The sequence below is a fragment of the Paenibacillus koleovorans NBRC 103111 genome (genome assembly GCF_004000845.1).
Classification (GTDB): Bacteria; Bacillota; Bacilli; order Paenibacillales; family NBRC-103111; genus Paenibacillus_AA; species Paenibacillus_AA koleovorans.
Genome location: NZ_BIMA01000020.1, coordinates 1 through 23,068, shown reverse-complemented (window position 1 = coordinate 23,068; position 23,068 = coordinate 1). Strand labels below are relative to the sequence as shown.

Annotated in this window: 19 protein-coding genes and 1 riboswitch; of the genes, 9 read left to right on the top strand and 10 right to left on the bottom strand. The window is 56.3% G+C overall.

The genetic code is table 11. The features are described from left to right. The first annotated feature begins 23 nt into the window (after positions 1-23). Positions 24-2,906, top strand: coding sequence for a galactose-binding domain-containing protein (locus PKO02S_RS09220; protein ID WP_164821358.1), 2,883 nt, complete (start codon positions 24-26; stop codon positions 2,904-2,906). 60 nt (positions 2,907-2,966) lie between these two features. Here PKO02S_RS09220 and PKO02S_RS09215 read toward each other — a convergent pair whose 3' ends face one another. The 3 genes from PKO02S_RS09215 to PKO02S_RS09205 all read right to left on the bottom strand — a co-directional run bounded on the left by PKO02S_RS09215 (position 2,967) and on the right by PKO02S_RS09205 (position 6,022). Further along, entirely contained in the window at positions 2,967-3,275 is a 309-nt protein-coding gene (locus tag PKO02S_RS09215; protein ID WP_127581491.1) for a hypothetical protein, read from the bottom strand. A 254-nt stretch (positions 3,276-3,529) separates the two neighbouring features. Beyond that, positions 3,530-4,954, bottom strand: coding sequence for an MBOAT family O-acyltransferase (locus PKO02S_RS09210; protein ID WP_127581488.1), 1,425 nt, complete (start codon positions 4,952-4,954; stop codon positions 3,530-3,532). Between the two features lie 3 nt (positions 4,955-4,957). After that, positions 4,958-6,022: a hypothetical protein gene (locus tag PKO02S_RS09205; protein WP_127581485.1), complete on the bottom strand. Its 1,065-nt coding sequence runs from the start codon at positions 6,020-6,022 to the stop codon at positions 4,958-4,960. A gap of 264 nt (positions 6,023-6,286) precedes the next feature. Between PKO02S_RS09205 and PKO02S_RS09200 the strand changes: the two genes are divergently transcribed. The 3 genes from PKO02S_RS09200 to PKO02S_RS09190 are packed head-to-tail and all read left to right on the top strand — an operon-like array spanning position 6,287 to position 9,866. Continuing rightward, the gene (locus tag PKO02S_RS09200; RefSeq protein ID WP_127581482.1) at positions 6,287-7,573 is read left to right on the top strand and encodes a hypothetical protein; all 1,287 of its coding nucleotides are present in this window, start codon (positions 6,287-6,289) and stop codon (positions 7,571-7,573) included. Beyond that, positions 7,570-8,418, top strand: a complete 849-nt coding sequence (locus PKO02S_RS09195) for a response regulator transcription factor (protein ID WP_218033916.1) — start codon at positions 7,570-7,572, stop codon at positions 8,416-8,418. The genes PKO02S_RS09200 and PKO02S_RS09195 overlap by 4 nt, the downstream gene beginning before the upstream one ends. Continuing rightward, positions 8,397-9,866, top strand: a complete 1,470-nt coding sequence (locus tag PKO02S_RS09190) for a sensor histidine kinase (RefSeq protein ID WP_246066899.1) — start codon at positions 8,397-8,399, stop codon at positions 9,864-9,866. The genes PKO02S_RS09195 and PKO02S_RS09190 overlap by 22 nt, the downstream gene beginning before the upstream one ends. Positions 9,867-10,233: 367 nt before the next feature. On the opposite strand, the gene thpR is transcribed toward PKO02S_RS09190, so the two are convergent. Then, positions 10,234-10,935 carry an RNA 2',3'-cyclic phosphodiesterase gene (gene thpR / locus PKO02S_RS09185; RefSeq protein ID WP_246066898.1) on the bottom strand — a complete coding sequence of 234 codons (702 nt, stop codon included), beginning with the start codon at positions 10,933-10,935 and terminating at the stop codon, positions 10,234-10,236. Positions 10,936-11,238: 303 nt separating this feature from the next. Here thpR and serC point away from each other — a divergent pair, with 303 nt between their 5' ends. Both serC and PKO02S_RS09175 read left to right on the top strand, forming a co-directional pair. Next, on the top strand, positions 11,239-12,327 hold the full coding sequence (gene serC / locus PKO02S_RS09180) for a 3-phosphoserine/phosphohydroxythreonine transaminase (RefSeq protein ID WP_127581479.1): 1,089 nt from the start codon (positions 11,239-11,241) through the stop codon (positions 12,325-12,327). Between the two features lie 108 nt (positions 12,328-12,435). Further along, positions 12,436-13,515, top strand: coding sequence for a polysaccharide deacetylase family protein (locus PKO02S_RS09175; RefSeq protein ID WP_246066897.1), 1,080 nt, complete (start codon positions 12,436-12,438; stop codon positions 13,513-13,515). Positions 13,516-13,578: 63 nt separating this feature from the next. Here PKO02S_RS09175 and PKO02S_RS09170 read toward each other — a convergent pair whose 3' ends face one another. Together PKO02S_RS09170 and PKO02S_RS09165 are read right to left on the bottom strand one after the other, a co-directional pair. Next, positions 13,579-14,430, bottom strand: coding sequence for a 3D domain-containing protein (locus PKO02S_RS09170; protein WP_246066896.1), 852 nt, complete (start codon positions 14,428-14,430; stop codon positions 13,579-13,581). Positions 14,431-14,437: 7 nt separating this feature from the next. Beyond that, positions 14,438-14,621: riboswitch (cyclic di-AMP (ydaO/yuaA leader) on the bottom strand. Positions 14,622-14,795: 174 nt separating this feature from the next. Then, a complete protein-coding gene (locus tag PKO02S_RS09165; RefSeq protein ID WP_127581476.1) occupies positions 14,796-15,512 on the bottom strand; it encodes a response regulator in 717 nt (238 codons plus the stop codon). A 227-nt stretch (positions 15,513-15,739) separates the two neighbouring features. Between PKO02S_RS09165 and trmL the strand changes: the two genes are divergently transcribed. Next, on the top strand, positions 15,740-16,204 hold the full coding sequence (gene trmL, locus PKO02S_RS09160) for a tRNA (uridine(34)/cytosine(34)/5-carboxymethylaminomethyluridine(34)-2'-O)-methyltransferase TrmL (RefSeq protein WP_127581472.1): 465 nt from the start codon (positions 15,740-15,742) through the stop codon (positions 16,202-16,204). A 143-nt stretch (positions 16,205-16,347) separates the two neighbouring features. Further along, positions 16,348-16,596 carry an AbrB/MazE/SpoVT family DNA-binding domain-containing protein gene (locus tag PKO02S_RS09155; RefSeq protein WP_127581468.1) on the top strand — a complete coding sequence of 83 codons (249 nt, stop codon included), beginning with the start codon at positions 16,348-16,350 and terminating at the stop codon, positions 16,594-16,596. A 513-nt stretch (positions 16,597-17,109) separates the two neighbouring features. Here the strand turns inward: PKO02S_RS09155 and PKO02S_RS09150 are convergent. The 3 genes from PKO02S_RS09150 to PKO02S_RS09140 are packed head-to-tail and all read right to left on the bottom strand — an operon-like array spanning position 17,110 to position 20,318. After that, positions 17,110-18,186 carry a phosphodiester glycosidase family protein gene (locus PKO02S_RS09150; protein WP_127581465.1) on the bottom strand — a complete coding sequence of 359 codons (1,077 nt, stop codon included), beginning with the start codon at positions 18,184-18,186 and terminating at the stop codon, positions 17,110-17,112. Next, on the bottom strand, positions 18,183-18,638 hold the full coding sequence (locus PKO02S_RS09145) for a hypothetical protein (RefSeq protein ID WP_127581463.1): 456 nt from the start codon (positions 18,636-18,638) through the stop codon (positions 18,183-18,185). The genes PKO02S_RS09150 and PKO02S_RS09145 overlap by 4 nt, the downstream gene beginning before the upstream one ends. Before the next feature lie 42 nt (positions 18,639-18,680). Then, a complete protein-coding gene (locus PKO02S_RS09140; protein ID WP_127581460.1) occupies positions 18,681-20,318 on the bottom strand; it encodes a response regulator in 1,638 nt (545 codons plus the stop codon). Between the two features lie 473 nt (positions 20,319-20,791). Here PKO02S_RS09140 and PKO02S_RS09135 point away from each other — a divergent pair, with 473 nt between their 5' ends. Beyond that, complete coding sequence (locus tag PKO02S_RS09135) at positions 20,792-21,745, top strand: NAD(P)/FAD-dependent oxidoreductase (protein WP_127581457.1); 954 nt, start codon at positions 20,792-20,794, stop codon at positions 21,743-21,745. Between the two features lie 44 nt (positions 21,746-21,789). Here PKO02S_RS09135 and PKO02S_RS33180 read toward each other — a convergent pair whose 3' ends face one another. Next, positions 21,790-22,875: a polysaccharide deacetylase family protein gene (locus PKO02S_RS33180; RefSeq protein ID WP_246066895.1), complete on the bottom strand. Its 1,086-nt coding sequence runs from the start codon at positions 22,873-22,875 to the stop codon at positions 21,790-21,792. Positions 22,876-23,068: the final 193 nt, after the last annotated feature.

Sequence of the window (23,068 nt, the reverse complement as noted above, 5' to 3'; positions counted from 1 at the left end):
ATGAAAAAGGAGGACGTAAAGAAATGAATGCCAAAAGCAGAATGAAAGCGATCGCGATTGCAGTCTGGATTGCCCTCTTTATTGTAAGCGGTTCCACGAGTGTGTTCGAGCCGCAGCGGGCGTTTGCCGCCATGGGGAACGGTTTGAAGGGGGATTATTACGACAATGCGGATTTTACTAGCCTCAAGCTATCACGGACGGACGCGACCGTCAATTTCAACTGGGGCTCGGGTTCGCCGGACGCCTCGATCGGCTCGGATACGTTCTCGGTCCGCTGGACCGGCCAGATTCGCCCGCAATATTCACAGAACTACAATTTCTATGTTGCCTTCGACGGCGGCGTCCGGCTGTGGGTCAACGGAGAGCTTATGCTCGACCAATGGACCGATCAGACCGGCGCCGAATGGACCTCGCGCATCAGCCTGACGGCGGGCACGGATTATGATATCCGGCTGGATTATTACACGAATACCGGCAATGCTTCCGTCAAGCTGTATTGGTCCAGCTCCAGCCAGTCCAAGCAAATCATACCGCAGAGCCGGATGAGCGAGACGCCGCCCCTGGTCAGCGCCGGCAAGACGGCCACGTCGCAGAGCAATGAGAGCGGACGAGGCCCTGCCTACGGCAACGACGCCGATGCGACGAACGCCAGCTACTGGTCGGCTTATCCGTACACGCAGTGGTGGCAAGTCGATCTGGGTTCCAACTACGACATCAAGACGCTGAAAATCCGCAACTACGTCGACGGCACCCGCTATTACCGCTACAACATCCAGACAAGCACCAACGGCACCAACTGGACGACGGTGGCGACGAAGTCCAACAACAACGTGGCTACCGATGGCGGGGATACGTATTCGGTCAGCAGCGTGGGGCGATACGTCAGGGTCAACGTGACCTACAACTCGGCCAATATGGGCACGCATATCAGCGATTTCAAAGTGTACGGGTACAAGGAATGTACGCTTGAGCCCTTCCTGCTGACTGCCGGCAAAACCGCTGAGGTGGAGGCGCTGCCTTCTTCGCCGGGCGAACCGATCGTCACCTATACGCAAACCGGCCATGAGCCCCATTATGCGCTGGATGCCGACGCCACCAATAGCAATTATGCCAGTATTTCGCCTTATCAGCACTATTGGCAAGTAGACCTTGGCGATCAATACGACATTACGCAAATCAAGGTACGCAACTATGTGGACGGCACGCGCTACTACCAATACACGATTTATGTCAGCAAGGATCATTTCAACTGGACGGAGGTAGGCGCCAAAAACAATACAACTCCCGCCGCCGATGCCGGGGATACGTATACCGTGAATGCGACCGGACGATACATCCGGGTAATGGGCACTTACAATTCAGCAAACGCGGTTTTCCATATCACCGACTTCAAGGCCTATGGGTACCGGGCCAACACGCCCGTACCGCTTCCTGCGGTCAATCGCAGCGCGTTCGACATCATTCAATCCTCGGACCATAACGGTGTGAACGGCATGACCTTTATCCCCAGCCCGGATTCGACTCACGAATACGCGCTCGGCAATGATACGGATGCGGCCAGCGCCAAGACGGCAGGCGACTACTTGCGCTTCGACAGTCTCGATTTCGGCTCGACCGGCGCGAATCAGTTCATCGCCCGCGTCTATAATCCGAATGGGCCTGAAGGGGAGGAGCCGGAGAAGGTCAACCTGCAGGTGAGGCTGGACTCGCCGACGGGGACGCTGGTAGGAACGCTGACCGCCTTCAAGCAATGGACCCGGAACAGCACGCTCGCCGTCGATATCAGCAACGTGACCGGCGTGCACACGGTGTATCTGGTGATCGGGAACAATTCCGACCTGGGGCTCGGGATCAACTGGTTCCAATTCGCCAGGAAAGCGAGTCTCCCTACTCCGGCTCCAAAGCCGTCGCCGCTTCCGACGCCAGCGAACTATAACGCCTACTTCGGCAATTTGCATAGTCACACCGCCTTCTCCGACGGAGTCAGCGTGCCGGACGCAGCCTTCGATTACGCGAGGAACACCGCGGGCCTAGACTTTATGGCCGTCACCGACCATACCAATTTGTTCGACAATGGGTTCGATTGGAGCAAAAGCTTGGAGTGGCGGGATCTCAAGGCTTCGGCCGACCGGAAAACGGTGAACGGCAGCTTCGTGGCAATTGCGGGGAGCGAGGTGACCTGGTATCCGCCGGGCGGCTTCGGGCATATGAACACGTTCGCCATGGACGATTTCATCAACACGTACGATACGGGGTACAACACGGTCAGCAATTTCTATAATCAGGTCAAACAATACCCGGCGGCCATCGTGCAATGGAACCATCCGTGGGATGCGGATTTCAACGGGTTCGGCCCTTACGATGCGGACGTCGACAAGGTGCTCGACTTGATGGAGGTCCCTGCCTGGACGAGCTCGATCGACTACATGGGCTACTATGTGAATGCGCTCGATCTGGGATGGCATATTGCGCCAACCGGCAATCAAGACAATCATATCGCGAACTGGGGAACGCTGGACAACCGGAGAACCGCCGTCCTTGCGGAGAGTTTGACGAGAGCGCAAATTTTCGATGCGATCCGCCACCATCGCGTGTATTCCACGACCGACGCCAATATGAAGGTTATATACAAAATCAACGGCAGCATCATGGGCTCGACCTTGTCCAACCCGTCTACGTTGAATTTCAGCGTGAATGCGACGGATCCGAACAGCGGAGACAATATTAGCCGAATCGAGGTCTATACGGAAGGGGGCGCGCTGGCCGGATCGGCCAACTTCAACTCCAACAACGTCAATTGGACGGCTTTCACGATCACGAACAATACGAAGCGCTACTATTTCTTGAAAGTGATTCAGGCCGACGGGCAATTTGCGATTACCGCTCCGATCTGGACGGGGATTTAAGCTGCAAACTAAAACGGCAGCCCGCGACGAGATCGACTCTCGTCACAAGCTGCCGTTCTTTTATTGCCAATCCTCGTAGATCAATTCTAATGCCTGGCTGGATAACGTATCGAAGACGATCAGCGGCCGACGCAAATGCACATTCGGTACGCAATCATTGTAGGCGGCGATAAGCTGGTTCAGCTTCAAGAAAGAGCGGTCGGCGGTCAGAGCCATCAAGCGGGTGAGCTCCGCGCGAATCTCCTGCTGCAGCTGCAGCCAGGAAGGCAGGCCGTCCTTGTGATTGATCGAGCTATAGAAAGGATCGAACGCAGCAGTTTGAACGGACAATGTCAAACCTTCCGTTTCCCGAGCGGTGATGGTTTCCATTTCGCATGCCTCCCATGACTTGAACTAGTAATTCGCTTTGTTACTCTCAGTATAGCCCCTAGATCGGCTGAGCGACCGCCGCAATTATGTCCAAACCGGAACGGAATTTTGACCGAATAATGAACTTGCAGACCAACGGGATCGGTAGCTTGATATATACATATGCTTCCATCCACATCTGCATACTAATACAAAACGTCCCCTTCACCTGATGGTGGAGGGGACGTTTTGGCGTCTGCCAGTTAGCCGGCCGGTTAGAATTGGAAGTAGATGAACGTGTTCTGATCGCCCTTCAAGTAGATCATCAGGAAGACGACGATCACGGTGTACAGCACGGCGCGTACGGGTGCAGGAAAGCGGGTATGCCAGCCGCGGTACAAGCTCGAGGCGTTCTTGAACAAGAAGTACTCGCCGATATGAAGCGCGAACAGGAAGAGCACGATGTAGAAGTAAGGGAACAGCACGCCGTTAAATTGCAGCACTTCCGGCGAGAACATTTTGCGCAGCATGTGGGCCGCATTGCGGAGCCCTTGCACCCGGAACAGCACCCAGCCGATGCACGTCAAGTGGAAAAACACGAAAATCGTAATAATGTGATACACCTTGCTGTTGTCGATTGCTTGCAGGCCCAGCTTCTCCTTGAGCATCGTGTACAGCTTGTGCACGATGAGCAGCAGCCCGTGGTACATGCCCCACAGCACGTATGTCCAGGCGGCGCCGTGCCATATGCCGGAAATCGTCATCGCGATGAACAAGTTCGTGTATTGGCGAACCGGTCCTTTGCGGGAGCCGCCGAGCGGGATGTAGATATAGTGGCGAATCCAAGTCGACAATGTAATGTGCCAGCGGCGCCAAAACTCCGTAGCGTTCGTGCTCAAGTAAGGGGTGATGAAGTTGACGGCCAGCGTAATGCCGAACATGTAGCCGAGACCGACGGCCATCTCGCTGTAAGCGGCGAAGTCGAAGAAGATCTGGAAGGCGAACATGTAGGAGGCCATCCAGGCTTCGGCACCGGTCAACGAGCTGCCTCGAGCGAAAAACTCGTTGACGTACGGGCTAAGATAGTCGGCGAGCCATATTTTTTTCATCAGCCCGATTGTGAACCAGCCGACCCCCATCTTGAACTTGTAAGAGTCGAAGCGGATATCCTTGATTTTCTCGATCTGCGGCATAAATTCGTTCGAGCGCATGATCGGACCGGCGACCAAATGGGCGAAAAACGAAATGAACACCCAGAAATTAAGCAGTGTCGTAGCCGGTTCGGCTTTGCGATTGTACACATCCACCATGTAGGCGATGACCTGGAACGTATAGAACGAAATGCCGATCGGCAGCACGATGGACAAGAAGAACGAATCTTCTCCGATCAGCTGAATGGGGATCAAATCTTCGATCGTCCGCATCAGGAACACGATGTATTTGAAGAAGATCAGGTTAACGACGACGAGCCCTACTCCGGTCCATAACGACAGGCGGGCGAAGCGGCCGCGCATGTTTTTGGAGCAGATGTAGCAGAGTATGGTTACCGTTATGAAGATGATCAGATTCCCGATTCCAGCCACACCATAGAACAGCATGTTCGCGAAGGTGAGCAAGTAGATGCGCGACTGCGGCTTCCAATAAAACAGAATCAGGGTAACGATCAGCAGCCCGATAAATTCAGGGGTATGAAACAGCATGAATTATGGTCTCCTATTCCATTCAGTCCAGATCACGTCCGCGAGCTCCTCGTATCCTGCCGGGATAAAATGCGTATGGTCGGTGAACAGATCGTTCGACATACGGCCCTCCAGATTGACATAACCGACAGGCTGGTTCGCCATATAACGGTCAATCAGCTCCAGATTCATTTTGTAGCCGGGCTTCGTGACGTATTCGCTCATCATCTCGTGATTCGTGCCGCTCAGCAGGAACAAGGTGCGTTTGCCTTTCTGATGGGCGATCATTTTGTTCAGGAAATAAATGTCCGGGCTCTCTTCCGTCATGACGAAAGCTTTGTCCGAGAAGCTGTTGATCAAGCTCTCGTCGGTCATGAAGTCCGCGAAATCTTTTTCCTTCCAGGGACGAGTATCGCCAAGCGCATCATCCGGAATCGGCTCGTTCACGAGGTGCTTGTAGTTGTAGTTGATGCCTTTCTTAATGAAGTCCTGGTAGCGGAACAGCTCAAGGCTAGGCATAATTTGCTCATGCAGCATATGCTTGTACCGGTCGTAGAGCGAGCTCGGCGGCTTGTAGCCGGCGGACTTCAGCTGGGGCAGCACGCGGTCGTACGCTTCCCTGTCGTACTTGCGAAGCTCGTCCTGCAGCCAGAACACGGCGGACGGGTACGGATCGCGTTCGATGAAGGAAGCATACCGAATGTTAAGGATCAGGTTGTCCGAAGACAGGCCGTAGCGGTCCATCATGAGCATCATCGTGTAAATATCCCCGGGCTGATTGGCCGGCAGCGACAAGTTGAATATCGCCGGTGCACCCTGCTCCTGTTCCATGTAGGCGTTGATTACCTGGTTGGAATTGCCGGGACTGCCGAACAGGATCGAATCGCCCAAGATGACGATATAATCCTTCAAGTCCTTACGCTTCACTTCTTTTTGAATTTGCTCCATAACGGCGCCAATATCGTGCAGATTGCTTTTCACTTTGTCATAGTCGAGTCGATTGTGATAAACATTGGATAATCTTAAGCCGGAAGGCAGCAGAAATTGTATGATCAGCAAGAACAAGACCACGTATTTAACGGATTTCATTACAGCAGGTTCACCCATTCCGATCTATGTCATCTCTACACTAGTCTTTGCGACATCTCTAGTCATTATAATAGATTTCGCGGAATACGACACGTTTTTCCAAAATGTTTCTTGAACATCCTCGCGCGTGCCCCGTGCATAAAGAATAGTGGTTACAATTATTGTTACTGGATTGTTACCTATTTTGAAGGCGCACCAGCTACTATAATACATATATGGGTATTTGGGAATATGCCAAAAGAACTTGCTGGGGGGAAGTGGAAAATGAAGGGACCACTAAGCGTTGCCGCGTTGTTGCTCGTATGCGGCTTGCTGCTGTCCGGTTGCGGTCTTATGCAGCCGCCGCAGACTTATATGCGCTTGCCCAAGCTGCCGGCTCAGGAGGCGGAGCTGATGGAGCGGGTTCTAGCTAATCTGCCCTCGGATGCGGCGATCTTGCGACCACGGAAATCCACACAGGCGAGTATGCTGCCGATTCGGGATATGAATGGAGACGGACGCGACGAGGCGGTTGTGTTCTATAAGCTGAAGGAGAGCAACGACCAGATTGCGGGTGAAATATGGAGCCGAAGCGATGCGGGCTGGGAAAAAATGACGACGATTCAGGGGGAAGGCTACGACCTCGACATGCTTCGACTGGTCGACCTGCTGCCGGGCGGCAAGCCTGCCCTTGTCGTCGGATATGTGGCAGGCAGCCAGAATGGGCTGTCTATTTATGCGTTTGAAGGCGGAGAGCTGAAGCGGCTGTTCCAGACTCCTTATAACGAGCTCGTGATCGACGACATGAATGAAGACGGGCAACAGGATCTCACGATTTTCACCCGATCGCGCGAGCGAAATCAGATCGGAGGCTCCGCCGTCCTGTACCAGTACGAGCAAGAAGCTTTTGCCAAAAAAGGAAGCACCGAAATGGATCCGTTCGTCAACGCTTATTACACCGTAATGGTGGGACAGGCGATGCCAGGGCGAAAATCGATCGTGTTGGACGGAGGGGTCGGCGCTCATTCCTCCTATACGCAGCTGATAATCTGGGAAAAAGGAAATCTTAAGGCGGTTTTCCCGGATGCGAGCAATCCGACCTTTCGCGCTTATTCGGCGGTCAGCTCGGATGTGAATGAAGACGGGGTGATCGATATTCCGCTCATGCTTACTCCTCCCGGCTGGGAAGGCAAAGCGATGGTGGAGATGCAGTGGATTTACGCGTATATGAATTGGGACGGGGGCACGGGACTCACCTATGTGATGGAACGGTACATTTCCAATGCGCAGGGCTTTTACTTCGATGTGCCGAAGGAATGGAAAGGGACGTATACGTTCGAGCCTCAAGCGCAGTCGATCCGTTTCGTTGCCGTACATGACCGGAAGACGCTTGCAGAAATTCGATATGTGCCGATCGACAAATGGAAGGAAGGGGCCGAGCCAGGGTGGACGCCGCTTGTACGCACATCGACGACGGTCTATGCGGTGAACACGGATTCGTATGATATGGCGCGAAATGCGTTTCATCTTGTAACGGAATCGCCGGAGCTGGCAGAGGAGGGGAAGCCATGAGTTCGGTTGGGGGTGGAACGACGGGACCAGCTGCAGGGGTGGCTACAGGAGCAGCTACAGGAGCAGCTTCAGGAACTGCTGCAGGAGCAGTTGCAGGAACATCTGCAGGAGCAGGGAATGCGGAACGTGCTGGCAAAGTGTTCCTCCTCGAGGATGAGGAATCGATCCGCAGCTTTGTGGTCATTAATTTGAAGCGGAACGGGTACGAAGTGATCGAGGCGGAAAATGGAGACGACGCGTGGAGTGCGCTGGAGCGGGATGCTTCGATCGACATTGCGCTGCTCGATGTGATGGTGCCGGGAATCGACGGCTTCGAGGTGTGTCGGCGCCTGCGGGCGGTTAATGAAACGATCGGCATCATATTCCTGACGGCCCGGGTGCAGGAGCAGGACAAGGTGATGGGGCTGTCCTTGGGTGCGGACGATCATATCGCCAAGCCGTTCAGCCCGGCCGAGCTGATGGCGCGGGTACAGTCGCTGCTTCGCCGCGTGCGGCTGCTCAAGCAGGCGGTCGGAGCCGGAGGCTTTGGGCAGGACGAGAAAGTATTGTGCGGTCCGTTCGAACTTCACCCGCATACGAATCAGCTGTTCAAGCAAGGCGTGCGGATCGAGCTGACGCCGACCGAATTTTCGCTGATCCGGTATCTGATTGGCAAACGCAACGTTCCGATCAGCCGCGATCAGCTGTTGGATGAAGTATGGGGCGTGAACTATGTGGGCGATCCGAAGATCGTCGACGTCAATATTCGCCGCGTCCGCCAGAAGGTCGAGGACGATCCGTCGCATCCTCTCTTTGTCGAGGCGATCTGGGGCTTCGGCTACATGTGGAAGGAACAGCCGGTATGAAGGGCGGGGGGCTGAAGCGTCAAGTCGTCTCCCGGTTCATCGTCGTCGTGCTGCTCACCTTGCTCCTGGTCGAGACGCTGCTCGTGCTGGCCGTACGCCAGTACTATTACAGCAGTGTGGAGACGGTGCTGGAGAAGCACGCTTCGGTATCGCTGTCTTTCTACAGCAAGTACACTAGCTTGTTCTATACAACGTTCAAACAAAATTTGAACGACATGATCGTGAAGTTCGCGCACGAATCGGCGGAGCTGGAGATCATCGACAAGGAAGGGAACGTGTTGATGACGTCGAGCGGCTTCGTGCCCGGCAGCGAAGTGCGGAAGACGTCGGATGTCCGGCATGCGGTGAACGGGGAATCCGGCACCTGGATCGGCCATCATCCGGTTACGGGCGAGAAGGTGATGGCGGTGTCCACGCCGATCGCCTACAATGGCCAGACGCTGGCGGTTTTGCGGTATGTCACGTCGCTTGCGGAAGTGGACCGGGTACTGCTGCGGCTGCTGCTGCTGTCGATCGGCATGGGATTGATCGTGCTGGTTGTGGTGTTCTTGGTGAGTTTGTCGTTCGCCGGATCTTTGGTGAAGCCGATCAAACGCATTACGGCGGCTTCGGCGGAGATGGCACGGGGACGGTTCGATGTGCGGGTGGACGAGTCGGAGCGCAATGAGATCGGAGAGCTGGCGAAGACGTTGAACTTTATGGCGTCGGAGATTGTCCGCAGTGAAGGGCTGAAGAGTGACTTCATCTCCTCAATCTCACATGAGATTCGGACGCCGCTTAGCAGCATCAAGGGCTGGAGCGAGACGATTGTGACCGGCGATATGCAGGATGAGCAGGAGACGCGGCAGGGGCTTGGCATTATTTCCCGGGAAACGGACCGGCTGATCGGGCTCGTCGAGGAGCTGCTCGACTTCTCGCGGCTCGATCAGAAGCGGATCGCGCTCGATATGCGCAGCGTGCCGATCGTAGCGGTGCTTGAGGAAGTCGTGCTGCAGCTGCGGTCGAAGGCGGACAAGAAGAAGCTGCTCGTGTTGCCTCCGGCGGGGCTGGGCGACGAGCTGCGAGGGGTGGCGGTCGCCGGTGATCCGAACCGGCTGAAGCAGGTGCTCCTGAACTTGGTCGACAATGCGATCAAGTTCAGCCGGGTGTCCGGCACGATCACGCTGGCGATCGAGCGGGCAGGTTTGGAGGCCGTGGTGAGCGTGGCCGACAACGGTATCGGCATCGATCCCGAGCAGCTGCCGCGGATCGAGGCGAAGTTTTACCAGGTGAACCCGCTCGCGGAAGGGACCGGGCTCGGGCTCTCGATTTGCCGCGAGATCGTGAGCCTGCACGGCGGGCGGCTCGAGTTCGCGAGCGAGCCCGGGCAAGGTACGACCGTGACGCTGGCGCTACCGTTGTACGTGCCTCCGGTTGTGGAGTCGGCGGGGGCTGGGGCTGTGGAGTAGGGGGTATGCGCGGTGTGAGGAGCGGCAGGTTGAGAGGGAATTAGTCAAAATCGCGCTTATAGCTAACGGAATGGCTCGTATTTCAGCTGTAAGCACAAAATCGCGCTTACAGCTCACGGAACGGCTCGCATGCCTGCTGTAAGCGCGAAAATGCACTTATTCGCCTTGGGAGCGGCAGATTAGGCAAAAGTTAGTCAAGTTTTTGCACTTCGGCTCGGGAGGGGCAGTTTGTGCGGGAGTTGGTCCATTTGCACGAATTCGGCTCGGGAATGGCAGGTTGTGCGGTTCAGCTTATTAGAGGCGCATGGCAAACAAGCAGTAGCTGGCTATCGTTCGCAACAGCGGCAATTTCTGCTTGTGTGTTTGGTCAGCCCTCGGCGTGGAAGGCGTACTCGCCGATGCGCTCGTACATGGGCGACCGCCCCATATGGGTGCGGTACAGCACGATACGGTCCACGAGCCAGTCGGCGTCGGCGGACCACGCCTTGCCCGCACCGACACCCGTGACACCTGTGACGCCCGGCCCGACGCTATCGCATCCGGCGAAGCGCCGGGCCAGCGTCACGTGCGGCGCGAACGCGCGCGCCTCCGGCGCGTAGCCGGCCTCGGCGGCCTGCCGCTCTACATCGGCTTGCAGCCGATGCAGAGCTTGCAGACCGCCGGCAAGGCCGGCCCAAAGCACTCTCGGCGCGCGCGGCGGGCCGAAAGTGCCCGCTCCGTCCAGCCGGAGCGGGAATGGCACGGAGCGGGCCGCCACCCGCTCCAGCCCGGCCTCGAGCGCGCGGAGCGCGGATGGCGCGATGTCCCCGATGAACTTGAGCGTCAGATGCAAATCCTCCGGATGCACCCACTTCTGAAACGAAAGCTGCTCCCGCAGCAGCGCCATGTCCCGCGCCATAGCCGTCTGAACCGCTGCCGGCAGCGGAATAGCGATGAAGACGCGTAGTTTTGAATCCAACTGGATCACTGGATCGCCGCTCCTTAATAAAACAAAAATAAAGCTATACCCCGCCATCGCACAAACCAGCCACCCAGCACCAATCGTGCCAACCCACTTACTTGCCCTCAAAACCTCACATGGAGCTCCATTTTCTGCGAATAAGGAGAGCCTGGCTCATTTTCGCTAAATAGGGGTTGGGAGCGAAATGAGCATTTCATAAAAGTTATGTACCCTAGCATACCCTAAACCACCATCCAGCTCCCACATTTCATGCCGTTTTATCGACTCCGGAGCCGTAACCGTTTACAAATCCGAATCCGTAAGTATTTTTAGACATTTTTCAGACAAATCGCGCCAAGCTTATTGAACGCACTATCGAATACTGCTATCATAGCGATATTACATTTCTGCGGAAGAAAGGAAGCCTCAACGATGACTCAACGCGCCTACAATTTCAACGCCGGACCGGCGGCACTGCCGCTCGAGGTGCTGCAGCAAGCCCAGGAGCAATTCGTCGATTTCCAGGGGATCGGCATGTCCATTATGGAAATTTCCCATCGCAGCAAACAATACGAGCAAGTGAACAACGACACGCAAGCGCTCATGAAAGAGCTGCTGGGCATTCCGGCCGGCTATGAGGTGCTGTTCCTGCAAGGCGGCGCGAGCACACAGTTCGCGATGATCCCGATGAACCTGCTGCAAGCCGGACAATCGGCAGGCTACATCCTGACGGGCAGCTGGGCGGACAAGGCGTACAAGGAAGCCAAGCTGATCGGCAACGTCTACGCAGCCGCGAGCGGCGAGGCGAACGGGTTCACCCGCATGCCGGGCCAGCAGGAGCTAACCGTTCAAGAGCAAACGGCTTACATCCATCTTACCTCCAACGAAACGATCGCCGGCTCTCAATTCTTGCAATACCCGGACACCGGCTCCACTCCGCTGATCGGGGACTTATCGAGCGACATCATGTGCCGTCCGGTCGACGTCTCGCAGTTCGCCATGATCTATGCCGGTGCGCAGAAGAACCTGGGCCCGTCGGGCGTAACGGTCGTCATCCTGCGGGAGGAGCTGCTTCAGAACAGCCCGAAGCATCTGCCGACGATGCTGCGCTATGACACGCATGCCAAGACGAAGTCGCTGTACAATACGCCGCCGGTCTATTCCGTTTATATGGTCAATCTGGTGCTCCAGTGGATCAAGAGAAACGGCGGCCTGACGCAAATGGAACAGCTGAACCGCAGCAAGACGGACTTGATCTATAACGCCATCGATCAAAGCGGCGGCTTCTACAAAGGGTTGGTCGATCCGAGCAGCCGCTCGCTGATGAACATCACCTTCGCCCTCGAGAGCGACGAGCTGGAAGCCAAATTCATCAAGGAATCCGAGAAACACGGCTTCGTCGGTCTCAAAGGCCACCGCGATGTAGGTCATCTGCGCGCATCTACCTACAATGCCGTTCCTTATGAAAGCTGCAAGGCTCTGGCTGATTTCATGAAGCAGTTTCAGCAACAAAACGGGTAATCGAATCCCGAGTTCAAACAGGCATCGTTTGCCAAGCGCCTCTCGATCGAGCGGGCGTTTTTCTTTTGCCCGTTGGAGACATACTAGGGGAAAATGGGGGTGCTACGAATGCGCATGCGTTATGGCTGGGCTCAATACGGGAAGCGGACCAAGCTGCTTGGAGGGAGATGGCTTCTTGCTGCACTGGCATTGTCATTGTCATTCTCATTGTCAGGCTGCGGCAACCCGCATCGTGCCCTAGATCTCAGCAACGACCTGATGCCTGCCCCGCCAATCACGATGACCGATCCGCAGGTCGAACCGACTGCCCATTCGTCGCATCCGATGATTCAGCTGGAGCTGCCGGAATTGAGCGCACCGGTGCCGACGCCGTCCCTACCGCCGATTCCTGCGCTTTCCCTGCCGCCGGCCGCCCCGAAGTCCAATGGCTCCACGCAGCCGACCGCCGCCTCCAAGGACAAAAAGAAAAAGCCGGCGATCCCCGTCCAGCGCCAGCAGCAGGAAGCGGCACGCAAGCTTACGCTCGCCCAGCTCAGAGCGAAGTATGCGGATATTTTCAAGGTCAACGGTCCGGCACAATCGCCGATTTCGCACAAAAAACAAGTCGCCCTTACGTTCGACGACGGTCCGGATATGACTTACACGCCTCAAGTGCTCGATGTATTGAAAGCTAACCATGTGAAAGCGACCTTCTTCCTGACCGGGGTCCGTGCGGAAGCCAATCCCTCCGTCGTGAAGCGCATTGCGGGCGAGGGGCATGCTATCGGCAATCATTCCTACAACCATCCGTTGTTTACCAAGCTGAGCCTGTCTGAGTACCAGCATCAGATCGACAGAACCTCTACCATTCTGAAGAGCCAGATCGGGTACATGCCTAGACTGATCCGGCCCCCGTATGGGGAAATATCGGAGGACCAGTTAATCTGGACGAAAAGCCAGCAATACCTCATCGTGAATTGGAACGTCGACTCAGAGGACTGGAAAAGCCCCGCTGCCGACAAGATCACAGCGATGATCCTGAATCATACGCGGGCCGGCTCAATCGTTCTGCAGCACTCTGCAGGCGGCGAGAAGCAGGACTTGTCCGGCACCGTCGCCGCGCTCCGAGCCGTCATTCAGCAATTGAAAAAGGACGGCTACGAATTCGTAACCGTCCCTCAGCTGCTGAACGTCGCCGGTCAGCTATGACAAAAGATGAAAGGATTCGGGGTCCCCGCAAAGTTCAAGGATACGCTGCTTCGGAGTCAAGCTTCACTTTGTGGGGTTGAGCACATAAATCTGAACGTTCTGGATTCCGAACTTGCTGACATAAGAGCGGGTGCCCGGAATGAAAATATCGATCCGGTTGCCCTTGACGGAGCCGCCTACGTCAGTTGCCTTAGCCACAAGCGTCTGCGGCAAGCCGTCGAAGCTGTAGCCTTGGACCAGCACGGTCGTGCCGAGCGGAATGATCTTCGGATCGACGGCGATCGTACCTAGCTTGAGGGCGTTGCCGTAGTAGTCTACCGCCCCGTAGCCGCCGTTTTCTTCAGGCGATGCGGAGTATGCGGAAGCCGTGGCGTTGATCACTTTGCTATAGGCGTGGGCTGTGCCCGTATGATCGGCAATGGTGCTTCCCGTCGGCGCTGCAGTCGCCGCCATCGTCGTCGCCGCCGGTGCTGTCGATGCTTTGGCTACGGCCGTCGATTTCGCTTTGACAGGCGTCGGGGTCGGTGCCGCCTTCGCCTTCGCTGCTGGAGCCATGGACGGCGCCGGTACAGGTACAGGGGTTGAGGCAACCTGTACAGACTCCGCAGCTGCCGCAGTAGTGTCAGCTGCGGCCATCAACATAGCCGCCGCTTCCGGTGCAGCCGGTTCAAGCGCGGCCGTGATAGCTACCGCCGCCAAAGGGCGCTGCAAGTCCCACCCGGCTTGCAAGTCGAATTGGATGGGCGTAGCGTTTGCTAATTCAGCCGCTTTGATCGTTTGAACATAAACTTTTTCTTGCTGAACCTCGTCAACGCCAAGCTTGATGATGCCCTCGGCGAAAACCGTCGTGCCGCCGATGCATAACGCTCCTAAGGCTACCGTTGCCAAAGTCTTGCGATAAAACTTGAACTTCAAGGTACATCGCTCCTTTTGTAAAGATGCCTACGAGGTTAGTTGTCGGGTTCGGGCTGAGGATACAACCCTACAAAGGCGCTCGCGCGCTTCGCTTCACCCCTAACGGACCTGCAAATCATGCTTGTCCGTAATAAGTACGTCCCCCGCACTGTCCGGCCAATTGCTCTGAACAGTTTCGGCCATGCCTACAGAAGAGGCTAACATATCCAACGGCGGAGATAAACCCCTAAAATTTGCATAATGCTCAATAAAGCGTATCCAGAAAATTGGATAAAAAGCTCAAATAGACTCCATTCTCCAGGAATGAAGCCTGTTTGAGCGGTTTTAGCAGCAGGTCCTAATTTCCACAAATTACTATGCTAAAATTAGGCAAGTGACGATTGCATCGTGCTCGGCTCCAGCAGCTTATAGCCGACATTGCGGATTGTGCGAATATATTCGGGCTCGCGAGCGTTCTTCTCGATCTTGTCGCGCAGATGGCTGATGTGGACGTCGACGATGCGCGTGTCGCCCAGGAAATGATAGTCCCAGACGCCGTGCAGCAGCTGCTGGCGGCTCAGCACTTTGCCTCTATGCTTGCAGAGGAACGAGAGCAGCTCGAACTCCTTCGGCGTCAGCTCGATCGTCTCGCCGTGCAGCGACACTTCCCGCTGATCCGGACGAATCTCGATTGCGCCGATTCGCACGACTTCGCCAGGCGAAGCGGAAGGCAGCGCGCCCAGTCGGCGCAAAATCGCTTGAATGCGAGACAGCAGCTCCTGCGGGCTGAACGGCTTCGTCATGTAATCGTCGGCTCCGTTGTCTAGCCCTTGGATTTTATCCGACAAATCTTGCAATGCGGTCAGCATGATGATCGGCACCATGTTGTCCTGGCTTCTCAGCCGGCGGCACACCTGAATGCCATCCAGCTTGGGCAGCATCAAGTCCAATACGATCAAGTCGGGGCGAAAGCGCGGCAGCACGTCGAACACAGCCTCTCCGTCGTACACGCATTGTACCTCATAGCCGGCCAGCTTCAAGTTAAATTCGATCAGCATCGAAATGGAAGGCTCGTCATCCACGACAAGTATTTTTTTGTTCATCAACCTCGGCTCCTTCTTCAGTAGGATGGCGGTACGCGGAATCGAGAGCGGTTCGGCGGCAAACGCAGCAGCAGCGAAGGCAACAGCAGCGGCAAGACCAATTTCTCGAGCGTATTGCCCTATTATGACAGAGCAGCGTCATCCCAATATGAAGCGTTCGTAAACGCGGTGTTAAAATTAGAGCGGAGAAGGCGAATCGTGTATAATGTAGAGCGAGGTGAAGGAGAGTGGCTTTTCATATCGTACTGGTGGAACCGGAGATACCGGCCAACACGGGGAATATAGCGCGAACATGCGCCGCTACGGGAACATGCCTGCACTTGGTGCGGCCGCTGGGCTTCAATACCGACGACCGGACGCTCAAACGGGCGGGTCTCGACTATTGGCACGCGGTGCAAGTGTTTTATTATGATTCGTTCCGGGAGCTTCAGGAGAAATATACGAGTAGCCGGTTTTTCTTCGCGACGACCAAGGCGGAGCGCTACTACACGCAGTTCGAATACAAGGACGGGGACATGCTTGTTTTCGGCAAAGAGACGAAGGGGCTGCCGCCCGAATTGATCGCCGCCAACCGCGAGAGCTGCATCCGAATGCCGATGACGGACGCTGTCCGTTCGCTGAATTTGTCGAATTCTGCCGCAATCGTTTTATTCGAAGCTCTGCGCCAGACGGGCTTTCCCGGGCTTTCTTGACGTTCTGTTAACCTCGCGGCTGTGAAATAGTTTACGAATATGTGGGACTTTAGCAGGATTTTCCGCTCCCGTGGCGAAACGATATAGGTGAGCTATTTTTTGCTTAATTGTTGGTCACCTTTGCGTTGGAGGAGGGAATTGAGATGAGGCCAGCTGGCGTTGTCCGAAAAGTCGATCAACTGGGGCGAATCGTACTTCCGAAGTCTTTGCGGAAACGTTATAAGATGAATGAAGGCGATCCTGTAGAAATTTTGGTAGCAGGGGATCAAATCTTGCTGGAGCGCTTTCGTCCGAAATGCGTATTTTGCAGTGAGATGAGTGCCGTTACCGAATATCGCGAAAAGCACATCTGTTCCGGTTGTCTGGAAGAGCTGTCGCAAATTCGCGCCTAGCGTCTATTCGTTGCATCGCACCAGTCGACGACATCAATGCCTTACTCCACCAGGAGAAGAACTAACCCACACTGCTCGGCGGTTCGCGCAACTTGGTATGGCTAAAACCTAATAGGTTTCCTACATAACGAAGACGTCTCAAGACTTCTCGTCCATCCTGTCAGATGGTGGCGTGAGGTCTTTTTTTTTTGTCCCCCGCCAAAATAAAAAACCGCCCGAGCGATCTCGCTCAGACGGCTTGTCTTACATACGGCTGCTGTTACAGCCCTTTCGTACGGTCCTCGTTATAAGAGGATGTCATCATGGCAACCAAGAACATCACGAAAGTCACCATTACGAGCCAGAACGTTGCAGACGACCAAATTTCCATGGTTCAGCACCTCTTTCCGCATTCCGCAGCTTGCTTAGATTACCCTTATTATACCCAACCGCGTTTCAAAAGAAAACGTTGCAATTGTGAACATTCTGCAGCGGTCCGTGACGTGCGCGCTCGCCAAGCTGCAGCCAGGCGGCTCACTTGAAAAACAGGAAGTGCGTCGGCAAAGCCCGCAGCCGGCCGTCGGACGGGTGGTTGACGACCTTGCCCTCGACGACGAGCGAGGTCGAGCCGCCGCCGTCGAGGTTGTAGGCGTCGCGGATGCGAAGAGCCGCGAGCCGATCCTGCAGCTCGGCCAGCGTAGCGCCGGACGTGCCGCGCTCGTCGAAGCCTTCGGCGACGATCGCGATCAGCTGATCGTTGCCGAAGCTGCCGATCACCGTGCGCGGGGCGCGCTTCGGCGAATTGGCCCACTGCGGCGGAATCGCCTGCTTGACCCCGCCTGCGAGCAGCACCGGCACGAACGTAGCGCCGAACGCCGGCTTCAGCCGGTCGAGCTCGCCCTGCGAGGAGAAACGGCCGCCGATCAGCTTGCGGTCGGTGCTCATGCCGACGAATGCCAAGTTCTCGAACGTCGGCTCGAAGCCGTACACGTACTTGCCGTTCAGCATCGTCGTGCTGAGCGGATAGCGCAAGCCGCTCTTGCCGTCGTCCGCGAAGCCGCCGGCATTGATGCCCGCGATCGCGCCGTAGCGCTTGACAGCGTCGAGCGTCGTCTCGCTGCCGCCGACCTTGTCCTTGCCCAGCACCATCTTCATCGCGTTGTCGGTCTTCAGCTGCACCTTGAGCGCATAGCCGCGATAGTTCGGGTCCGTGAACTGGTACAGCTTGAAATCGATGTTGCCCGATGTGATGACGCGCGTCGGTTTGCCGAATTGGGCGGCCAGCCGATTGTCGAAAATTTGCTCCGGCCGCGTCGCCTGTGCCACCGCCAGCTGGAGCATGAGGCTCATTTCCTTCGTGCTCGCCTCGTACTGCTTGTACACCTTCTCAATCGTGCTGCCGATCGAGACGGCGTCCTGCTTCGCCTTGTCGAGCCCGCTATGTACAGTGGCCGCTTGCTCCCCGACTGTGAACAGCTCGAGCGGGTCGGCGGGCGGCTTGCTCAGCACCACGTCGTTCCACTGGGTCGAGACGAGCCAGATCATAATGCCGAGGAACGGGGCGCACAGCAGCATGAAGAACCGGTTCATTTCCTGGACGGTCATTCTCATCGCAGCACGTCCAGGTTTTTCTTAAGCTCGTCCAGCTGCTTCCGCACTTCCTGCAGCTGCGTGTAGAGCTGATTGCTGTTGTCGGTCTTGTTGTTCGCGCTGTCCTTGGAGAAGGCGAGCAGCTCATTGAACGAGTCGACCTTCGCCTGCAGCTTGGACATGTCCGAGGTCATGCCGGCCTTGAGCGCGTCGAGCTGCTTCTGGTAGTCGGCCTGGAGCTCCTGAAGCTGCTGCTGCGTCTGCAGCGACAGATCCGCCGCCAGCTGCGTCTTAAGCTGCTGCGTATACCAGAACGCGCCGAGCACGCCCGTAGCGATCAAGAGAAGCCATGTGAGGAAAAATAATATGTACGATTTCTTGCGCGATTTCACAGCGGTCGTAGTGGACTTGCCGGATCGCGACGGAGCGAGTGCGGGGGCGGGAGCGGCGACGGTATCCAGTTGCGAATTCATGCAGTTTCACCACCTTTTTCCTGCAAAGATACTATCATTTTATCAATTCGTGTCGAGAGATTCTACTAATTTCATCGTTTTTCGATATTCGTTCGGCGACACGCCCTCGAGTTTTTTGAACACCTTGCTGAAATATTTCTCGTCCTGATACCCGACGGACTGCGCCACATCAGCGATCTTGAGCAGAGGATTGAGCAGCAGCAGCTTGGACTTGTCCACCCGAATGCGACTCAGAAAATCCACCATATTCTCTCCGAGCTGCTGCTTGAATTTGCGAGAAATGTACTCGCGGCTCAAAAAAAATTGATCCGCCAGCTGCTGCAGCGTCAGCTCTCGGGCGTAATGCTGCTCCAGGTAGCGGGCGATGTCGAAAATAACGTTGCCCTCCTGCTGCTGCCGTTGCCGGACCCGGCTCGCGAGACGTTTCATGCTCTCGGTCAGCTCCTGCTGCCACAGCGTGATCGAGATGCGGCCCTGCTCGTCCATCGGCACGATGTAAGGCGCCCCCTCGGACGGGAGACGTAGCTCCACCTTCTCGTCCTTGAAAAAATCCTGCACCCAGCGGGCTTTGATCACATTATACTCATGACCCCACAGCTCCAGCTGCGCGACTGTAATCCGACCCAGTCCCCGAACCGCTTCGATCCATTCGCCGACGGCCTCTTCGATCTGATCGTCTCTGCCGCTGCGGATGGCGATCCGGATATGCTCCTCGAAATCGGTCAGATGGAGCGCCTCGGCGTTCGGCCGATCGTTCTCGCGGTACACCGTAATGCGGCTGCCCATCTCCAGCAAGTTGCGGTTGCGCAAGGCCGTACGCGCTTCCTTGTAAGAGTCCTGCAAGCCGGAAGGGAAAGACTTCACGAGGCCGAGGCCGAAATCGAACCGGGTTCGCAGCGCCCGCGTAATGCCCCGGCTAATCTCCGCCGCCACCGCCTCGGCCTCCGCGAGATAGCCCCACAGCAGCAGGATGACCTCGGATTCGCTGTTCCAATAGCGGAACGCCGTTCCGCAGCGGCGCCGGTCCAGAAATTCGTTGCTAATATTGATCAATGTGAAGAACAATAGGTCTAGCCGATAAGCGAATTTCTCGCGCGCCGCCTGCTCCATCGTGTCCAGGCTCAGCACCATGATGCGGCTGTCGACCGCTTCCTTGAGCCCGGGGAAATGCTGGACAAGCTGATCCCGCAGCGCCGAATATTCCGCCGCATTGTTCAGTAGCGTGGACAATAGCTTGTCCCGATACACCGGCTTGATCTGATTCATCTCCATCGTGCGGAGTCGGTCGTCCGCGCGCGCGCGATCCTCCTGGCGCCAGCTCTCCGCCGCCTTGCGTAACGCATGCTCCAGCTGGAAGGGGTCGATCGGCTTCAACAAATAATCGAGGCCGCCGTGTTTGATCGTGTGCCGAACGAACTCGAAATCGTTGTGGCCGCTTAGAATGATCGTCTTGCAAGGCATTTCATGCAGCTGGATCCATTCCAGTAAATCGAGGCCGCTGCTAATCGGCATCATCATGTCGGTGATGACGATCTGTGGGCGTTCGGCTTCGATAATCGCTTTCGCCTCCACGCCGTCCTCCGCCTCCAGCACCGTATCGATGCCGAGGCTTTGCCAATTCGCGAGCAGTCGGACGGCGTCCCTTACATGTTTCTCGTTGTCGACAATCAGTGCTTTCATAGTAAGGGTTCCTCCTTTATCGACATACGTGCTTCCGCTATGGTCATTGTGAGCAAACCGAGGTCAATATATTCCTCCTAAAGGTGCGAGCGATTGGGTGGGTTTGGTCCCGTTTGTATAGATAATTGGAACGGGGTTTCCGGGACGAAATTCGCTGATAGTTACGGTGCTCGGCAACGCCGGCATCGCGCTGATTGCGGCTAAGGCCGCCTATCGGCTCGTTCGCAGGGTTAACTGGTTTAATAACGGTCTGTTCGCTCTATTTGTTGCTGCGAGCCACTGCCCGGGAGAGTTCCAGACAACCTGGGATTAGCTGAAGAAGAAGTAAGTTGTTGTGGTTGCCCCCGAGCGGGCGGCGTGTTGGACGCTGCCGGCCCGGGGTTTTTGTCAGCCGAACCGAATTTTGCTAACAGAGAGCTGTTTGGGCAATGCTATGTAGCAGCAAATGAAGGAATGCGGAGGCAACGGCGGCTATGGAAGCAAAGAGGCAAGCGGACGGACTCATCGTGGGAGGCGGCATTGCGGGGCTGCAGGCGGCGCTGCAGCTGGGGCGCTACGGCCACAGCGTGCTCGTCGTCGATGCCGGACGGGGACGGTCGACGTTGTGCCGCAGCTACCACAATGTGCTCGGCTGGCCGGACGGCATCTCGGGCATGGAGCTGCGCCGGATCGGCCGGCAGCAGGCGGAGGCGGTCGGCGTCCGGTTCGCCGACGACGAGATTGTGAAGGCCGAGCGGCATGCGTACGACGGCCGTCCGGGGTTTCGGTTGACCGGCGGCAGGAGCGGAAGCGTCTACGAAGGCCGGGTGCTGTTGTTGGCGACCGGCATTATGGACCGGTTCCCGGAGCTGCCCGGGCTGGAGCCTTGCCTCGGCAAGTCCGTCTATGTGTGCCCGGATTGCGACGGGTACGAGATTCGCGGCCGCCGCACGATCGTGCTGGGAGCCGGGTCGGTCGGTGCTGCGATGGCGCTTACGCTCTCGCACTGGAGCGACGACATCGTGTACGTAAACCACGAGCGGAGCGAGGTGGAGCCGAAGCTGCTGCGGCGGCTGGAGGAGCAGGCGATCCCGTATATCGCCGCGCCGATAGAGCGCGTGCTGGAGTCGGAAGACGGCTGCTTCGAAGGGGTCGTGCTGGGTGGCAACGAACAACGAACCATTGAGGCGGAGCGGGGGTTTATCGCTTTTGGCGGCAATCGCGTCCATTCCGACCTGTGCGAAGGACTCGGCGTCGAACGGCTGGAAAACCGCCATATCTCCACCGACCCTCGCTCCAAAATGACGAATGTCCCGCATGTATGGGCGGCCGGTGATGTCGCGGTCCATTCGGAGCAAGTGACGATCGCGATGGGCGAAGGCAGCCAAGCCGCAATCTGGATGAACAAGGCGCTGCAACAGCTGCAACGTGCCGTAACGAACGACTGACCGGGGAGCGCGGTCCATCCGCAAACTCCACCGGTCAGTCAAAACTACCCGCCTTTAGTCAGCTTCTGAATAAAGGTGGCCAAGCTATCTTTTCCGCCGACGAACAACCGTTTCATCTGAAGCGGGTTTTGCGTTTTCTCGGTAAAGCCCTGCTCAATCGTAAAGGCAGCCTTATAACCGCGCTCCATCAGCAGTCGAAGGGTCTCTTTATTGAACACGCCGTACGGATAGCAGAATACTTCCGACTCTACCCCGAGATGCTCTTTGATCAACCGCGCCGCTTCATCGATCTCCTCCTGCTGCTGCTCCGGCTTCAACTGATTGAGGTACGGATGCGTCATGCCGTGAGACTGGATGTCCCAGCCGGCCTTCAACATCTCCCGCGCCATCTCCCAATCGACATACCAGCCGTCTCCGACCTTACCGGGCAGCATGAACATCGTTGCATGAAACTTGTATTTCTGCAAAATCGGCATCGCATACGTATAGTTGTCGGCATAACCGTCGTCGAATGTCAGCAGAACGGACTTCGGAGGCGCCTCCATTCGACCGAACCAAATATCGAGAAATTGCTGCAATGTGAGCGTCGTATACCCTTCCTTAGCCAAATAAGCCATTTGCTCTTCAAGCTTCTTCGGGTCCAGAACGGCATTGTTGTCCGGCTGAACCCCGATGCTATGATAATAGAGCACGGGAATGCGAAATGACTTTTCTACGGTTGTACCTGGTTTGGCCGGACTGGCGGCTGGTACTTGCATGGGCAAAGAAGGCGATACGGACGCTTGCGGCACGATTACCACGGCATCCGATCCTGATGATGAGCCCTCTGCCCCGTCTGTTCCATGCGAATGGCCTAGCAGTGGAATCGTGCGGGATGTCCCTCCTTGATCCACAGAGGCGGATTTCTCCTGAGCATGAGGAGTTGGTGGAGGCGATTGCGATTGAGATTGCGATGGGAAAGGTTGCGATTGGGCAGGAAACGGCGTCTGCTGCAATCCGACCGATCCTCCCGGCTGCTCGCTCGCTGAGCCTCTTGGTTCGGGATGCTCTCCACGGGCACACCCCGTCAACACGAAAGCTGCTGCCAAAGCGACCGCCAACACGACTCCGACTACCTGCTGTTTTCTCATGCCCCACCCGCTGTCTCATTATTAGGTCTATTGAACTATAGTAAGCGCTTACTGCGCAAAAAGCTATCTAGCTATTTTCTACTAATACTATACGCATACGAGTGAAAATAGATTCATTCCTGTTCGATTTTTTTGGCTCAACCCCAAAATCAGTTCTTGATTATTAGCGCAACATCCGGTGGCGGTTACATTC

What these genes read in the sequence shown, in the direction of transcription:
- PKO02S_RS09220 (WP_164821358.1), top strand. Translation starts at nt 24, where the DNA reads ATGAATGCCAAAAGCAGAATGAAAGCGATCGCGATTGCAGTCTGGATT.
- PKO02S_RS09215 (WP_127581491.1), bottom strand. Translation starts at nt 3,275, where the DNA reads ATGGAAACCATCACCGCTCGGGAAACGGAAGGTTTGACATTGTCCGTT.
- PKO02S_RS09210 (WP_127581488.1), bottom strand. Translation starts at nt 4,954, where the DNA reads ATGCTGTTTCATACCCCTGAATTTATCGGGCTGCTGATCGTTACCCTG.
- PKO02S_RS09205 (WP_127581485.1), bottom strand. Translation starts at nt 6,022, where the DNA reads ATGAAATCCGTTAAATACGTGGTCTTGTTCTTGCTGATCATACAATTT.
- PKO02S_RS09200 (WP_127581482.1), top strand. Translation starts at nt 6,287, where the DNA reads ATGAAGGGACCACTAAGCGTTGCCGCGTTGTTGCTCGTATGCGGCTTG.
- PKO02S_RS09195 (WP_218033916.1), top strand. Translation starts at nt 7,570, where the DNA reads ATGAGTTCGGTTGGGGGTGGAACGACGGGACCAGCTGCAGGGGTGGCT.
- serC (WP_127581479.1), top strand. Translation starts at nt 11,239, where the DNA reads ATGACTCAACGCGCCTACAATTTCAACGCCGGACCGGCGGCACTGCCG.
- PKO02S_RS09175 (WP_246066897.1), top strand. Translation starts at nt 12,436, where the DNA reads ATGCGCATGCGTTATGGCTGGGCTCAATACGGGAAGCGGACCAAGCTG.
- PKO02S_RS09165 (WP_127581476.1), bottom strand. Translation starts at nt 15,512, where the DNA reads ATGAACAAAAAAATACTTGTCGTGGATGACGAGCCTTCCATTTCGATG.
- PKO02S_RS09155 (WP_127581468.1), top strand. Translation starts at nt 16,348, where the DNA reads ATGAGGCCAGCTGGCGTTGTCCGAAAAGTCGATCAACTGGGGCGAATC.
- PKO02S_RS09150 (WP_127581465.1), bottom strand. Translation starts at nt 18,186, where the DNA reads ATGAGAATGACCGTCCAGGAAATGAACCGGTTCTTCATGCTGCTGTGC.
- PKO02S_RS09145 (WP_127581463.1), bottom strand. Translation starts at nt 18,638, where the DNA reads ATGAATTCGCAACTGGATACCGTCGCCGCTCCCGCCCCCGCACTCGCT.
- PKO02S_RS09140 (WP_127581460.1), bottom strand. Translation starts at nt 20,318, where the DNA reads ATGAAAGCACTGATTGTCGACAACGAGAAACATGTAAGGGACGCCGTC.
- PKO02S_RS09135 (WP_127581457.1), top strand. Translation starts at nt 20,792, where the DNA reads ATGGAAGCAAAGAGGCAAGCGGACGGACTCATCGTGGGAGGCGGCATT.
- PKO02S_RS33180 (WP_246066895.1), bottom strand. Translation starts at nt 22,875, where the DNA reads ATGAGAAAACAGCAGGTAGTCGGAGTCGTGTTGGCGGTCGCTTTGGCA.